Here is a 14,698-nt window from a genome sequence, read left to right as displayed (position 1 = left end):
CCTGCCCCGACATTTCGATCAATATTCACGTTGCCGATGCTCCGAGCAACCTCGCCGCGCGATTGGGCCTGCGCAAACCCGAACACTCATTTGGCCTCCGCCTTTACCCGGCCGGCAGCGGCGGCCAGCACGGCGCGATCCCCCTCTTCGTACAAGCGACGGATGGAGATTGCCTTGACGCGCCAACCTTCCGGCGTCCGCACCAGCCGGTGGAGATAGCTGCCGCCGACCGTCCAGAACCGCCCGCCGATCCAGTGGGTTGCGCGGACATGGCTGCGTGCGACCGCGTCATTGCCCGCGCCCTCGACGGTGATGTTGGTGATGAGGTGCTGGGTGGCGTCGAAGCCCGGCAGCAGCCGTTGCCACTGCGCGATCAACGCGTCGCGGCCGCTAGTCGTGACCTCGCCGCCGAAGAGGCTGGTGTAGTCGGTCGTGACACGGGCCGCGAGATAGGATCTGACCCGGTTCCATTCACGCAGATCGGCATAGAGGCCGATCCCGGCAATCGCCTCGGCGATTGCGATCCTGTCTTTGACCGTCAGCGCATCTCCCGGAGCGCTCGAGGCGGGCGCCGAGACGGCGGAAATCATCGCAGCGGAAACCGCCGAGGCCAGGACATGCCGGCGCGTGACGAGGCTCATTGTCCCGCCTCCCCCGCACTGCCCAGCGTCGCGCGGAAGTGCGCGGCGACGGTATCGCTTGCGGCCTTCACCGGCGCGGCACGATCGTAGAAATCGAACTGGGTGACGTTGTCGAGCCACAGCTCCCGCTTGGAACTGGTCAGCCGCGTGTAGAATTTGTGCGCCCCCTGCGGAATGGCAGCCGCCTCGCTGTGCACCATCAAAAAAGGCTGGTGCAGGCGCGGAGCAGCCTGGATGGCGTCGAACGTCAGCCAGCCGCGCCAGAACGCCGGATCGGCCTCGTTGCGCCAGGCCGGGATCATGCCGCGATCGGGCTCGGTGTAATAGGGCACCTTGAACATGACCGCGCGCTCGTCGGTCAGGCTCGCGGCCGGCAAGAACGCTTGCTTGCCGGTGCGGCGATACTCAGCCTCGGCCGCATCGCCCACGGCCTCAAGCCTGGCGACGCCATGCCGGCCGCCATAGGCCTGCTCGACCACTTCGGCATCCTGCAACCAGGGCGCAACGAGGGCGACCGATTTGATCGCGGCGTTTTCGGCGGCGGCGGTGACCATATAGCCGGAGCTGGCGCAAATGCCGAGCCCGCCGATGCGGTCCTGATCGGCTTCGGGCCGGCGCGAGAGATAGGCGACCGCCGCTTCGATGTCGGCGATCTTGGCCCTAGGATCCTCGTACTGGCGGCGTAGGCCGCCGCTTTCGCCCCACCCACGAAAATCGAAGGTCAAGGCGACGAAGCCACGATCGGCCATCTCGCGGGCGTAGCGGGCCGGCATCTGTTCCTTCACCGTCATCCAGGCGCCGGTCACGACCAGCGCCGGCCGAGGTTTTGCCGCGTCCATATCCTCCGGCAGATAGAGCTCGCCGACAAGCTGCTCACCATGCGAGGAGAATGTGACGTGCTCGACGCGCGGTGCGGCGACGGCATTGGTGACGGCGAGCGCGGCGGTGGTTGCTACGGCAAGTGTCAGGGTTTTAAACATCGCAAGTCTCCTTTGGCTTGGAGTGAGAAGCGCTGCGCGTTGCGAGAAAGACCGCCGTCTCAGCGCTCGCCAGCCAGTCGGCCGGGCAGCGGCTTCAGCGGGTAATGCGCCCAGTAGAAAGCGTCCGACTGGTACATGTCGGTCAAAAAATTCTGTGCCTCGGCGATCTTGCCGTCCTTGATGCGGAACATCAGCGCGTAGAACTGGTCGATCTCGGGACCTGAGCCGACATTCGACCAGCCGCGATGGACGTCGACAACGAGGTCGCCTTGCGCCTGGAAGAAGATCGGCTCGGCCTTGAACTTGCCATCGGCCAGGCCGCGGAAGAAGGCGACCACCTCGTCCGGCCCGCGCTTGTCGCCGGCGAGCGGATGATGGCCGGGAATGCGCCACACGATGTTGGGCGCGAGGAAGGGCCGCACGGCCTCGGGATTACCGGTCGCGTAAGCTGCGTAATAGCCTTTGATGAGCTGGATATTGCGGTCTTCCAGTGGCCCGCTGTGCGCCGGGGCGGCAGACACCGCCAGAAGAGTGCCGGCGGCGAGTAAAGCAAGCCTGGTCATCGGTCCTGTCTCCTTGCCTGTTCGAGCCGTTCCCAACACCGAGGCCCGTTCGTCAGACCCAGCATGACGCCTTTCGTTCGCCGGAAAAACCGGTAGAATTCGACAGGGCTATTTGGAAAATCCTTACAATGCGCCTCGACCAGTTCAGCGGCATCGTCGCCTTCGTCAAAGTCGCCGAGGCCAAAAGCTTCACCCGCGCCGCCGCCGAGCTCGGCGTCGCTCCGGCCTCGTTGAGCGAGGCGATCAAGGGGCTCGAGGAGCGCCTGGGGGTGCGGCTGCTCAACCGGACGACCCGCAGCGTTGGCTTGACCGAAGCTGGCGCTGAATACCTCGACCACGTGCGCCCGGCAGCCGAAGATATCTGGGCGGCTGGCGCGGCACTGCGCGAAGCTCGCGATCGTCCCGCCGGCACGCTGCGCCTCAGCCTGCCCTGGATCGCCGCGCCGCTGCTGATAGAGCCACTGATGCGGCCGTTCATGGATGCTTATCCCGAAGTGCGGCTTAGTCTGATTTTCGACGACAGCTTCGTCGACATCGCCGCCGAGGGCTTCGATGCCGGCCTGCGCATCGGCGAGCTTCTCGAGAGAGATATGATCGGCGCGCGCCTAGGCGGGCCCCTGCAGATGGTCGTGGTGGGCAGCCCCGATTATCTGGCGCGCAACGGTACGCCGAAGCGGCCGGCAGACCTCGCCGCCCATCGCTGCATCGCATTCGCCCTCACCCGCACCCGCACGATTTCACCCTGGGAATTCATTGTGGAGGGACGCGAAGTCGCATTTACGCCGGACGCATGCCTGATCGTGAACACGCTTCCGCTGTGCATTACCGCCGCCGCGCAAGGGCTTGGCCTCGCCTTCGCGGTCGAGGGCCTCGCCGCGCCGCTTCTCGCCTCAGGCGCGCTGGTCAAGGTGCTGGAGCCTTTCTGTCCCGCTTACGAGCCGCTCCACCTCTATTATCCGAGCCGCCGCCTGGTACCGCCGAAGCTGCGGGCCTTCATCGACTTCGTCCGCGCGAATTCGTACAAGCTGCGGATCTGAAGTGGCTTTTCGAGAACCCGGCCCCGTTCAGCCCCAGGCGCCGACCATCTGCCTGGTGGTTGCGTTGAGCCGGTTGAATGCGTTGATCAGGGCAATCTGGACGACCAGGGCGGCAAGCGCCTTTTCGTCATAGTGCCGGGCGGCCTCGTCCCAGACTGCATCCGGCACCGGATCCGGCCGATCGGCCAACCGGGTTGCCGCCTCGGTCAGTGCCAGCGCGGCGCGTTCGGCGTCGGTGAAGTAGGGTGTCTCCCGCCATGCGGACACGGCAAAGATGCGCTCGTCCTTCTCGCCGGCCTTCTTCAATTCGCGCGCATGCATATCGACGCAGAGGCTGCATCCGTTGATCTGGCTGGCGCGTAAATGGACGAGCTTGCGCGTCACATATGACAGGTCGGCCGTCTCCGTCGACTTGTCCAGCGCGAGCAGTGCCTGCAAGGCGCCGGGAATGAGCATCACCGGGTTTTTCAACCGTGCTTGCATGGTGGTCTCCTTAGGCGTGTTTCTGCCGGCCGCACATTTAGCTTTCGGTCGGCTGTGCTGTTAATCAATCAATAACTCGCTAGCTATGAATCGACATATAGCTGAACGGTTATGGATATGTCAAGCGGCAAAATTGGAGCACCGCCGGCCGCCCTGTCGCGTGTTGAGCCAACAGTTCCGGCTTTCATCGCACCATGCCCGATGCTACCGCTGGGCAGCTGAAATCATCGACGGATCGCCTATGATCGAGACCGAACGCCCTCGCCTGCCGCTGATCGAGATCTGCGTCGAAGGCATAGACGGCCTGCTGGCCGCGCAAGCCGCAGGCGCCGACCGTGTCGAGCTCTGTGCCAGCCTGATCGAGGGCGGCATCACACCGAGCTTCGGCACGGTGCGCACGGCGCTCGAGCTGGCGACGATCCCCTTCCACGTCATCGTGCGGCCGCGCGGCGGCGATTTTCTCTATGGCGAAGCCGAATATCGTTCGATGCTCGCCGATGTCGGCGCGCTTGCCGAGCTCGGCGTCGCCGGTGTCGTCGTCGGTTGCCTCACTGCCGACGGCACCATCGACGAACAGCGCATGAGCGAATTGGTTAAGGCGGCGGGAAACTTGAACGTCACCTGCCACCGCGCCTTCGACATGACCCGCGACCCGACAGAGGCGCTGGAGACGCTGATCCGCTGCAAGGTCGGCCGCGTGCTGACCAGCGGCCAGCGCGACACGGCGCTCGAGGGCGCGGACCTGCTCGCCGATCTTGTCAGGCAGGCCGGCGACCGCATCATCATCCTCGGCTGCGGCGGGCTTGATCCCGAGAACATCGGCAAGGTGCGGAGGAAAACCGGGTTGAGCGAAATGCACTTCGCCGCGCTCAAGGACGTGCAGAGCGCTATGCGTTACCGCAACCCAAGGGTCGGCATGGGCGGCACCGACCTCGACCGCGAATACCGCAACACCGTAACCGATGAGGCGATGGTGGCGGCGACCATCGCAGCCGCCCGGCTGTGATCCTGGAAGATCGAACAACATGATCGAAGTGCGTTTGCCGATCGAACGGGTTTCGCCGCAGGATGAGTCCGCAATCCTCGCGCTCAACAACGAGCATGCCGCCGAATTGTCGTGGCTCGAACCCGAGCGCCTGTCCTTCCTGCTCGCCGAAGCGTTTTACACGCGCCGCATCGGTACGCTCGAAGCCTTCATCATGACCTTCGACCAGGACGCCAGCTACGACAGCCCGAACTTCCTGTGGTTTCGCCAGCGTTACCCGCGGTTCGTCTATGTCGATCGCGTCGTGGTCGCCGCCGCAGCGCGCGGGCGCGGCCATGGCCGCCGGCTGTATGAGGATCTGTTCGAGCAGGCGTCACGCGCGGGCCAGGCGATCGTCACCTGCGAAGTCAATGCCGAGCCACCCAATCCGGCTTCGGACGCCTTCCATGCCGCACTCGGCTTTGCGGAAGTGGGCGACGCGGTAATCCACGGCGGCAGGAAAGCCGTGCGGTATTATGCAAGACGGATCGCCGGCTGAACGGCGGGCGCCGTACGCCCTACCAATTGCGGTTCAGCCAGGAGCGGGCCGGCTTTTCGATGATGTAGTAGCTGCACAGCGCGCAAGCGAACGCCGCCGCAAGCATCAACCACGGCGAACTGCCTTTTATGTCGACGAATTGATAAAAGGGCTGCTGCCAAAGATAGAGCGAATACGACCACAGCCCCAGCATCGTCATCGGCAGGGACGATAGAAACCCGGTCAGATACCGGCTGCCGAAGTCGAGCGAATTGACGGCGAGTGCCAGCAGCGGCACCGCGACCAGATAGTGGATGGGGGTTGGCACGGCAGCCATGAAAAGGAGCACAGCCACTACTGAGGCCGCCAGGGCGACATGTGGCCCCTTGAACAGCGCCGGCAGCCTGCCGTCGGCCTTGAGCAGGCATATCACCGCCGACAGCAGGATCGAGGCGATGTGCACGTCGGTGCGCCAATAGGTGCCCTCGTAGCCTATTGCGAGCACCCAGTAGGAGATGGCGCCGTTTGCCATGGCCAGCACCGACAATACGCCGAGCAACATGATGACCCGGGATCGCCCCGAGACGACGACGCTGATCAGCGCCAAGATGATATAGGCGTGCTCTTCGACGCAGAGCGACCAGATATGGTCGAGCGCGCCGGCGCGGGTGACGAGAATTCCGGCATAGTTGTAGGTGAACGTCAGCGCCGTCAGCGCCGCCTTCCACTTGAAGGCGATGAATGTGCCGGACAAGGCAACCATCGCGGCGACGACAAAAATCAGCAGTGCCGGGTAGATGCGGGAGAACCGGCGCTTGAAGAATTTCTTCAGCGGATAGTATTCGACAAACAGGATCTCGGCCATCAGCCGGCCGCTGAGCACGAAGAAGAATTCGACGCCCAGGACGCCGAGATTGATGCCGGGAACGGGGAAGAAATGGCCGATCAGCACCAGCGCGATCGACAGGCCGCGCCAGCCGTCGAGATAGGCAAGCCTGGTTCTTGCCGAGCTATCGGCCACAGGCCTGGACACGACAAGACGCGTCGCGGAGATGTCCGTCATGCCGGTCCCTTCATTGAACCTGCGAAAGGCGGGCGGAAGGCCGCATTCCTCCAGCTATATTGCAGCGCACCAGAGCTTTGTGCAAGTGCGAGATAACGACACGCCCGAAGTACAGGACGGACCGAAAAGGGGCTCTCACGTCCGTTACTCGAAACCAACGGTCGACAGTCTCAGGCGTTGGCGGCAGGCGCTGCGCGCCATGGCCAGCCTAACGGCAAATGGTACATCTCCATCTTGGCCGGCAGAGCAAAATGTACCGGCGATTTCCGCGGCACCGTGCGGCAGGCCTGCTCTTCCGCCATCCAATGCCTTGCCCGTTTGCCCAAATCGGCCGAATGTGCCGCGGACAGATCCACTGAACAGAGACAGTGCATGACCGGCTTCGTCCTTCCCCTGCCCGCAACCTCGTCGGTGGCCGTGGCCGGCTCGCCGGAGCGTTTTGAGGTGCGCCGGATCTTCTGCGTCGGCCGCAACTACGCCGCTCATGCCCGCGAGCTCGGCAATGACGAGCGCGACCCGCCCTTCTTCTTCACCAAGCCAGGCGACGCAGTGGTCGATGCGGCGGTCGGTTCGGGCACGATTATCCCCTACCCGCCGCTGACCCAAAACCTGCATCACGAAATCGAGCTGGTCGTCGCGATCGGCGGAGCCGGCTTCCGCATCCGGCGCGAGCGCGCGCTGGACCATGTCTGGGGCTACGGCGTCGGCGTCGACCTGACTCGCCGCGACCTTCAGGACGAGGCAAAAAAGGCGGCAAGGCCGTGGGACTGGTCGAAAGCCTTCGACCGTTCAGCGCCCTGCGGCCCGCTGGTTCCGGCGCAAAAATCCGGTCATCCCGACAAGGGCCGCATCTGGCTCGCGGTCGACGGCGAGATCAGGCAGGACGGCGACCTCGCCGAACTGATCTGGCCGGTTCCCGACATCGTCTCGATTTGCAGCGAGGCGCTAGAGCTTAAGCCCGGCGACCTGATCTTCACCGGAACACCGGCTGGCGTCGGCGCCGTCGGGCCGGGCGAAAAGATCACCGGTGGCGTCGACGGCATCGGCGAAATCGAACTGACCATCGGCCAACCGATCCGATGAGCGACATCGTCCTCCATAACTACTACCGCTCCTCGACCTCTTACCGGGTGCGGATCGCGCTGGAGATGAAGGGCCTGTCCTACGACTACGTGCCGCATCATTTGCGCCACGGCGAGCATCTCGAACCCGCCTACCTCGCGGTCAATCCGCAAGGGCTGGTGCCGGCACTGGTCCTAGACGACGGCAGGCTACTGACGCAATCGCTGGCGATCATCGAATATCTCGACGAGACCACGCCTGAGCCACCGCTGCTGCCCACGGATGCGCCTGGCCGCGCCCGCGTCAGGATGCTGGCGCAGATGATCGCCTGCGACATCCATCCGGTGAACAATCTGCGCGTGCTGACCTCGCTGCGCACACTGTTCGGCGCCGGCGACCAGGATGTCGTCAACTGGTTCCGGCACTGGGTCAACGAAGGCTTCCAGCCGCTTGAAAAGATTCTGGCTTCCTCGCCCGAGACCAAGACATTCTGCCATGGCGACACGCCGGGGCTGGCCGACATCTGCCTGGTCGCACAGGTCACCACCAATGCCCGCTTCGGCGTCGACATGACGCCCTACCCGACGATCTCGCGCATCAATGCCGCCTGCACGGCGCTGCCGGCGTTCCAGAAGGCCGCGCCTGAGAACCAGATCGATGCCGAATAGACCGCAAATCGCAGAAGTCATGAGGAACAGCCGATGAAAGCCGTCGTCTTCGAAAAATTCGGCGAGGCGCCGACGATCCAGACCGTGCCGGATCCGACGCCGGCGCCGGAAGGCGTCGTCATCAAGGTTGAGGCCACCGGCCTCTGCCGCAGCGACTGGCATGGCTGGATGGGGCACGACGACGGTATCCGCCTGCCGCATGTGCCTGGCCACGAGCTTGCCGGCGTCGTGGCCGCGGTGGGCAACCAGGTGACCCGCTGGAAGGGCGGCGAGCGCGTCACTGTGCCGTTTGCCGTCGGCTGCGGCCGCTGCTTCGAATGCACGTCGGGCAACCACCAGGTCTGCGAACATCAGTTCCAGCCCGGCTTCAGCGCCTGGGGTTCGTTCGCCGAATATGTCGCCATCGACCATGCCGACACCAATCTCGTACGCTTGCCCGACGAGATGGAATTCGCCACCGCCGCTAGCCTCGGCTGCCGCTTCGTCACCTCGTTCCGCGCCATCGTCGATCAGGGCCGCGTGACCCCCGGCGAATGGGTTGCCGTGCATGGCTGCGGCGGCGTCGGCCTGTCGGCGATCATGATCGCCAGCGTCATGGGCGCCAATGTCGTCGCCATCGACCTCACCGACGAGAAGCTGGACTTTGCCAAAAAGATCGGCGCGGTGGCGACGATCAACGCGGCAAAGACGCCGAACGTGGTCAAGGCGGTCAAGCAGATCACCAATGGCGGCGCGCACATGTCGATGGACGCGCTCGGCCACCCCAGTACCTCGTTCAACTCGATCGCAAACCTGCGCCGCCGCGGGCGCCACGTGCAGGTCGGCCTGATGCTCGGCGACCATGCCAGGCCGCAGATTCCGATGGACAAGGTGATCGCATTCGAGCTCGAAATCCGCGGCAGCCACGGCATGCAGGCGTTTCGCTACCAGGCGATGATGGAGATGATCCGCACCGGCAAGCTGAAACCCGAACTGCTGGTCGGCAAGAAGATCAGCCTCGAAGAGGCGCCGGCCGCATTGATGGCGATGGGCGGCTTCGAAGGCATAGGCATCGGCGTGGTGACCAGATTCTAGATCACGCCCTGAGCCTGGATCAGCGAAACGACGCGCAGACCTCCCGCACGCAGGCTCGCAGCCAGCGTTGTGCCGGATCGGCATCGAGTCGCGGATGCCACAGCATCGAAATGGTGACCTCCTCGATATCGACCGGCAACGGGAAGCTGTACATGCCCGTGCGCGCGCCCAGCGTGTGCCGTTCGGGGACGCTGGCGATCAGATCGGAGGCGCGCGCCATGGCGAGCGTGGCCGAGAAGCTGGAAACCATGCACACGATCGTCCGCTGGAGACCGAGCAGTTTCAAGGCCTCGTCGATCGGGCCCTTTTCGCGGCCACGCCGCGAAACGCTGATGTGGCGGCCGGCCGCATAGCGTTCCGGCGTCATTGGGCCCTCGCCCAGGCTGTGACCCGTTCGCACCGCACCGATGAAGCGGTCGCGAAACAGCGCCTGAATGCGCATTTCAGGGTTCGTTTCACTGGCAACCCCGATTTCGAGGTCAACCGCCGCGCCACGCAACGACATGTCGTTCTTGTCGGATTTCGGCGCAAAACGCAGCCGCACGCCAGGCGCATCCGCTTCGACACGGGTCAGAAGACGCGGTGCGAACTCCTCGACGAAACTTTCGTTGGCGCGCAGCGTGAAGACCTTGTCGAGAGCAGAGAGGTCGAGGAGCTTGGCCGGGCGCAGCAGCGCTTCCGCATCCTGAACGACGCGGCCTACCTGTTGCTGCAACTCGAGCGCGCGCGGCGTCGCAACCAGGCCACGGCCGGCCCGGACCAACAATGGGTCGCCTGTCGCCTGGCGCAACCGCGCCAACGTCCGGCTCATCGCCGAGGGACTGAGGCGCAGCCGCCCGGCCGCGCGCGCCACACTGCCCTCGGTCAGCAGCACATCGAGGGCGACAAGCAGATTGAGATCTGGCGACGACATCGACGGACCGTAGCACAGCTCGGCCGCGATGTGGCGTTTCATGCACGAATAAGATGCAAATACTGCGCCTTCCGCCACATCAGGCGAGGGAATAGCGTCCGACAGCTCCGATTGGGGGCTGCCGGCAAAGGAGTTCACCTTGGCATCGACCGCTGAAAAGACCTGGGACGAAGTTGCCCCGGTGAGCGGCGCACGCTCGACCCGATGGGCATTGGCAAGCCTGTCGCTTTCAACGCTGCTGTCGTCGCTCGCCACCAGCATCGCCAGCGTCGGGCTGCCATCGCTGATGCAGGCGTTCGACGCATCGTTCCAGCTCGTGCAATGGGTCGTCCTGGCCTATCTGCTCGCCATCACCACCTTGATCGTCAGCGTCGGGCGGCTCGCCGACATATTCGGCCGCCGACCGCTATTGCTCGGCGGCATTGCCCTGTTCACGTTCGCATCGGTGCTTTGCGGGCTCGCGCCGACGCTCTGGCTGCTGATTGCCGCTCGGGCGGCACAGGGGCTCGGCGCGGCCATTATGATGGCTCTGACGCTGGCCTTTGTCGCCGACACGGTTCCCCGGGATAAAACCGGCAGCGCCATGGGCCTGCTCGGCGCCATGTCGGCGATCGGCACCACGCTTGGCCCCTCCCTTGGCGGACAGTTGATCGCCGGCCTCGGCTGGCGCGCGATCTTCCTCATCAATCTGCCATTGGGGATGCTGGCCTTTGCGCTTGCCTGGCGCTTCCTGCCGGCCGGAAAAAAGACGCCAGGTCGGCGCGGTTTCGACGGGATCGGCACGGCTTTGCTCGCGCTGACGCTAGCCGCCTATGCGCTCGCCATGACCCTTGGGCGTGGCAGTTTTGGTTCTCTCAATGTCGGCTTGCTGATTGCCGCAACCGTGGCTGGCCTGCTGTTTGTCATTGCGCAGACAAGGGTCCAGAACCCTTTGATTCAACCTGCGAGGTTCCGCGACCAGGCGTTGAACGCAAGCCTCGCCATGAACCTGATCGTCGCCACGGTGATGATGGCGACGCTGGTGGTCGCACCATTCTATCTGTCGCGCGCGCTTGGGCTAGACGCGGCCATGGTCGGGCTGGTTCTGTCGACCGGCCCTCTGGTTACCGCATTGGCGGCGCTGCCGGCCGGACGCCTGGTCGATCGTTTCGGGGCGAACCGGATGATGATCGTCGGCCTGTTCGATCTCGCTATTGGCACCTTTGGTCTGTCGCGGGCGGAATTCGGCATTGCCGGCTATGTCGTACCAATCATCATCGTCTGCACCGGCTACAGCCTGTTTCAGACCTCCAACAATTCGGCCGTGATGACGGGCGTCGCATCCGACCAGCGTGGCGTCGTCTCCGGCCTGCTCAATCTGTCGCGCAATCTCGGCCTGATCACCGGTGCGTCGGTGATGGGCGCGGTGTTCGCCTTCGCATCGGCTGGGGAAGGCACTGGCTTGGCAGTGTTGGCACCTGCGGCAGCGGCACGAGGGATGCAGGTCACTTTCCAGCTGGCGACGGGCCTGGTGCTGATGGCGCTGATCTTGCGGTATTTTCAGCCCGCGCCACGGCCGGGCGAACTGATATCGTTGCCAAGCATCCTTGAGGGTTTCCACCCGGTTCGCATGCAACTCCGGCAACTGGCGCACCTATCTCGCATATCTCTTGGCACCGACGACGCAAAGTACGACGGCGGCGGCGACGGCGATCATGGCGGGACTGACCTGCTCATGCAGCAGCGCTGCCGCCAGCCCGAGGCCGAAGAAGGGCTGCAGCAGTTGCAACTGCCCGACGGCGGCGATGCCGCCTTGCGCCAGGCCGCGATACCAGAACACGAAACCGATCAGCATGCTGAACAGCGAAACATAGGCCAAGCCGATCCAGGCGCCCCTGCCGGCACTTTCGAGCGACGGCGGCAAAGTGATGAACGTCAGCGCCAGCATGAGGGGCAGCGACAGCACCAGCGCCCACGAAATCACCTGCCAACCGCCGAGTTTGCGCGACAGCGCCGCTCCTTCGGCATAGCCCAATCCACACACGATGATGGCGGCCAGCATCAAGATGTCGCCGAGCGGCGAGACCGACAGGCCTTGGGTGACTGCGAAACCGGCGACAAGGGCGCTGCCGAGGCACGAGAACAGCCAGAACGCCGGCTTCGGGCGATCACCGCCTCGAACCACACCGAAGATCGCGGTCGCCAACGGCAACAGGCCGACGAAAATGATGGAGTGAGCCGACGTGATGTGCTTGAGCGCCAGCGCCGTCAGCAGGGGAAAGCCGACCACGACGCCAAGCGCCACGATCGCCAGCGGGAACAGATCTCGCCGCTCCGGACGCTTCTGACGAAAAATGAGCAGCAGCGCCAGGCCGAGGATGCCCGCCGAAGCCGCACGGGCGACCGTTACGAACACCGGATCGAAATCCATCACCGCCACGCGCGTCGCCGGAAGCGAACCGCTGAAGATCAGCACGCCTATGAACCCGTTGACCCAGCCACTCGCCGCCCAACCACTCGCCGCCCAACTACTCGCCGCCCAACTACTCATCGCCTTGTTCATCGATGCCCCGCTCGTTTTCGCCCTCTATCGGGCCGGGCGGTCTGGCTCCGCCAGAGACAATCAGGTACAGTTTGACAAAACCGTCATGGTAGGGCGAGCAGTACGGATGGATGAGCAGACGACAACAGATGAGCGCAGCCGAACGCTTGTCGAAAGCGTCATGGCGACGATCAGGCACAGGATCGCCGCGCGCAGCCTCACACCGGGAACGCGGCTGCCTTCGATCCGGGCGTTCGCCAAGGCCATGCAGGTTTCCAAATCCACCGTGGTCGAAGCCTATGAGCGTCTGGCGGCGGAAGGCATGATCCGCTCGCGGCCAGGCTCGGGTTTCTATGCCGCCGGACCGCTGGCTCCGCTGTCACTGGCCGAGATCGGCCCCAGGCTTGACCGTGCTGTCGACCCGCTCTGGGTCTCGCGCCAATCGCTGGAAGCCGGCGACGGCGTCCTGAAACCGGGTTGCGGCTGGTTGCCGGCGTCGTGGATGCCCGAGGCCGGATTGCGTCGCGCGCTGCGGACGATGGCCCGCGCCGACGACGCAGCGCTGACCGATTACGGCACGCCGCTCGGCTTGCCGGCGCTACGCCATCTGCTGGCGCGGCGCATGGCCGAGCACGGTATCGAAGCCTCCCCGGACCAGATCATGCTGGCGGAATCGGGCACTCAGGCGATCGACCTGCTGTGCCGGTTCCTGCTCGAACCGGGTGACACGGTGTTGGTCGACGATCCCTGCTACTTCAACTTCCATGCCCTGTTGCGCGCCCATCGGGCCAAGGTGATCAGCGTCCCCTACACGCGCTCGGGTCCGGACATCGAACGGTTCGCGCAAGCGCTGAACGAGCACCGGCCGCGCCTCTACATCACCAATTCGGCGCTCCACAATCCGACCGGCGCGATATTGTCCCCGGTCGTTGCCCATCGGCTGCTGAAGCTCGCCGACCAGTCGGGGCTGACGATCATCGAGGACGATATCTTCGCCGATTTCGAACACACACCGGCGCCCAGGCTGGCTGCCTTCGACGGCCTCAGCCGGGTCATTCATATCGGAAGCTTTTCCAAGACGCTGTCGGCATCGGTGCGCTGCGGCTTCATCGCCGCTCCTCGCGACTGGATGGAAGGATTGACCGATCTCAAGATCGCCACGTCGTTTGGCAGCGGTCGGCTTGCATCCGAACTGGTACTGACGCTGCTGAAGGACGGCCTCTATCGCAAGCACGTCGATCTGCTGCGCGCGCGGCTCTCGCGCGCCATGGAAGAAACCGGCACCCGCCTCAGGGCGATCGGCATCGTGCCATGGATAGATCAGCCCGCCGGCATGTTTCTATGGTGCAGGCTGCCGGAGGGGATAGATGCCGCGGACGTCGCCCGCCATGCTCTGTCGGCCAATGTCGTGCTTGCGCCCGGCAATGCGTTCAGCCTGTCCCGTTCGGCCAGCCGTTACATGCGCTTCAACGTCGCCCAATCGGGAGACGACCGGGTTTTCAGGGCGCTTGAACAGGCGATGTCGCGTTGATTGCGCTGCCGCAAAACTGAGGCTGAACTCTCAGGCCCCTGCCCGCTTGCGGCGTGCATAAAGCATGACGAGCGTCTCGGCGGTCAGCGCCGGCCTCTGCTCGCCTTCGATCTCGACCGTATTGGCGGCCTTCATCAGATATTGCCCCGGACCTTTGTCTTCCATCGACAACAGCGTGGTGCGCAGCCTGATTCGCGAGCCGACCCTGACCGGCGCCACGAAGCGCACTTTGTCGAAACCGTAGTTGAACGCGGCCTGCGTGTTTTCAGGTACGATCCCCATCTCGAGCGCCAGCGCGCCGATGATCGACAGAGTCAGATAGCCATGCGCGATCGTGGTGCGGAACGGGCTTTGCCGCTTCGCCCGCTCGGGATCGACATGGATCCATTGATGATCGCCCGTGCATTCGGCAAACTGGTCGATGCGGTGCTGATCGACCAGCGTCCAGTCCGAAACGCCCAACTCCTGCCCGGCCATCGCCCTGAGTTGCTCGAAGGTCGGCGGCGTCCTCGGCCGTATCTGCGTCATTCCTGCTTTCCCGATCGCTTGCCTGTTCCGGACCACGACGGGCCGCCCCTGTCAATTCGCCAGTGCGATTCCAGCCCATAATCTTCGGCCGCGAACCGCCGGTCTTCGCTGCCGGCAAGCGTGCTGCCGGGG

General features: G+C 64.4%; 15 protein-coding genes and 1 pseudogene. 8 read left to right on the top strand and 8 right to left on the bottom strand.

Features of this window, described 5'->3' with window-relative positions; translation table 11 throughout:
* Positions 1 to 86: 86 nt before the first annotated feature.
* From NKH28_RS07400 to NKH28_RS07390, 3 genes are read right to left on the bottom strand one after another with little or no spacing between them, the layout of a single operon-like run.
* Complete coding sequence (locus tag NKH28_RS07400; protein ID WP_352816877.1) at positions 87 to 641, bottom strand: nuclear transport factor 2 family protein; 555 nt, start codon at positions 639 to 641, stop codon at positions 87 to 89.
* Positions 638 to 1,621 (bottom strand): alpha/beta hydrolase, encoded by a 984-nt coding sequence (locus NKH28_RS07395; protein WP_352978372.1) that lies wholly within the window; start codon positions 1,619 to 1,621, stop codon positions 638 to 640. The genes NKH28_RS07400 and NKH28_RS07395 overlap by 4 nt, the downstream gene beginning before the upstream one ends.
* Positions 1,622 to 1,680: 59 nt before the next feature.
* Positions 1,681 to 2,184, bottom strand: a complete 504-nt coding sequence (locus tag NKH28_RS07390; protein WP_352539715.1) for a nuclear transport factor 2 family protein — start codon at positions 2,182 to 2,184, stop codon at positions 1,681 to 1,683.
* A gap of 128 nt (positions 2,185 to 2,312) precedes the next feature.
* Here NKH28_RS07390 and NKH28_RS07385 point away from each other — a divergent pair, with 128 nt between their 5' ends.
* Positions 2,313 to 3,221, top strand: coding sequence for a LysR family transcriptional regulator (locus NKH28_RS07385; RefSeq protein ID WP_352614020.1), 909 nt, complete (start codon positions 2,313 to 2,315; stop codon positions 3,219 to 3,221).
* A gap of 27 nt (positions 3,222 to 3,248) precedes the next feature.
* Here NKH28_RS07385 and NKH28_RS07380 read toward each other — a convergent pair whose 3' ends face one another.
* Positions 3,249 to 3,704, bottom strand: coding sequence for a carboxymuconolactone decarboxylase family protein (locus NKH28_RS07380; RefSeq protein ID WP_352470362.1), 456 nt, complete (start codon positions 3,702 to 3,704; stop codon positions 3,249 to 3,251).
* Between the two features lie 241 nt (positions 3,705 to 3,945).
* Here NKH28_RS07380 and NKH28_RS07375 point away from each other — a divergent pair, with 241 nt between their 5' ends.
* Together NKH28_RS07375 and NKH28_RS07370 are read left to right on the top strand one after the other, a co-directional pair.
* Complete coding sequence (locus NKH28_RS07375) at positions 3,946 to 4,710, top strand: copper homeostasis protein CutC (protein ID WP_352614019.1); 765 nt, start codon at positions 3,946 to 3,948, stop codon at positions 4,708 to 4,710.
* Between the two features lie 19 nt (positions 4,711 to 4,729).
* Entirely contained in the window at positions 4,730 to 5,227 is a 498-nt protein-coding gene (locus NKH28_RS07370) for a GNAT family N-acetyltransferase (protein ID WP_352614018.1), read from the top strand.
* Between the two features lie 19 nt (positions 5,228 to 5,246).
* Here NKH28_RS07370 and NKH28_RS07365 read toward each other — a convergent pair whose 3' ends face one another.
* Positions 5,247 to 6,269 carry an acyltransferase family protein gene (locus tag NKH28_RS07365; protein WP_352978369.1) on the bottom strand — a complete coding sequence of 341 codons (1,023 nt, stop codon included), beginning with the start codon at positions 6,267 to 6,269 and terminating at the stop codon, positions 5,247 to 5,249.
* 372 nt (positions 6,270 to 6,641) lie between these two features.
* Between NKH28_RS07365 and NKH28_RS07360 the strand changes: the two genes are divergently transcribed.
* The 3 genes from NKH28_RS07360 to NKH28_RS07350 are packed head-to-tail and all read left to right on the top strand — an operon-like array spanning position 6,642 to position 9,073.
* Positions 6,642 to 7,352 carry a fumarylacetoacetate hydrolase family protein gene (locus tag NKH28_RS07360; protein WP_352978367.1) on the top strand — a complete coding sequence of 237 codons (711 nt, stop codon included), beginning with the start codon at positions 6,642 to 6,644 and terminating at the stop codon, positions 7,350 to 7,352.
* On the top strand, positions 7,349 to 7,999 hold the full coding sequence (gene maiA / locus NKH28_RS07355; RefSeq protein WP_352978365.1) for a maleylacetoacetate isomerase: 651 nt from the start codon (positions 7,349 to 7,351) through the stop codon (positions 7,997 to 7,999). Before NKH28_RS07360 ends, maiA begins: the two co-directional genes overlap by 4 nt.
* Positions 8,000 to 8,032: 33 nt before the next feature.
* Complete coding sequence (locus tag NKH28_RS07350; RefSeq protein ID WP_352614014.1) at positions 8,033 to 9,073, top strand: zinc-dependent alcohol dehydrogenase family protein; 1,041 nt, start codon at positions 8,033 to 8,035, stop codon at positions 9,071 to 9,073.
* Between the two features lie 19 nt (positions 9,074 to 9,092).
* Here NKH28_RS07350 and NKH28_RS07345 read toward each other — a convergent pair whose 3' ends face one another.
* Positions 9,093 to 9,986: a LysR family transcriptional regulator gene (locus NKH28_RS07345; RefSeq protein ID WP_352614065.1), complete on the bottom strand. Its 894-nt coding sequence runs from the start codon at positions 9,984 to 9,986 to the stop codon at positions 9,093 to 9,095.
* Between the two features lie 139 nt (positions 9,987 to 10,125).
* Between NKH28_RS07345 and NKH28_RS07340 the strand changes: the two are divergent.
* Positions 10,126 to 11,517 (top strand): annotated as a pseudogene (locus tag NKH28_RS07340) (MFS transporter); the annotation flags it as partial.
* A 102-nt stretch (positions 11,518 to 11,619) separates the two neighbouring features.
* Here NKH28_RS07340 and NKH28_RS07335 read toward each other — a convergent pair.
* A complete protein-coding gene (locus tag NKH28_RS07335; protein ID WP_352685057.1) occupies positions 11,620 to 12,528 on the bottom strand; it encodes a DMT family transporter in 909 nt (302 codons plus the stop codon).
* A gap of 106 nt (positions 12,529 to 12,634) precedes the next feature.
* On the opposite strand from NKH28_RS07335, the gene NKH28_RS07330 reads away from it, so the two are divergent.
* Positions 12,635 to 14,038 (top strand): aminotransferase-like domain-containing protein, encoded by a 1,404-nt coding sequence (locus NKH28_RS07330; protein ID WP_352978425.1) that lies wholly within the window; start codon positions 12,635 to 12,637, stop codon positions 14,036 to 14,038.
* 30 nt (positions 14,039 to 14,068) lie between these two features.
* On the opposite strand, the gene NKH28_RS07325 is transcribed toward NKH28_RS07330, so the two are convergent.
* Entirely contained in the window at positions 14,069 to 14,566 is a 498-nt protein-coding gene (locus NKH28_RS07325) for a MaoC family dehydratase (protein ID WP_023676428.1), read from the bottom strand.
* Positions 14,567 to 14,698: the final 132 nt, after the last annotated feature.

It is taken from the genome of Mesorhizobium sp. M1227 (genome assembly GCF_040318315.1).
Classification (GTDB): domain Bacteria; phylum Pseudomonadota; class Alphaproteobacteria; order Rhizobiales; family Rhizobiaceae; genus Mesorhizobium.
Note: the sequence above shows the minus strand (reverse complement) of the source record. Positions and strands in the feature narration are given on the sequence as shown.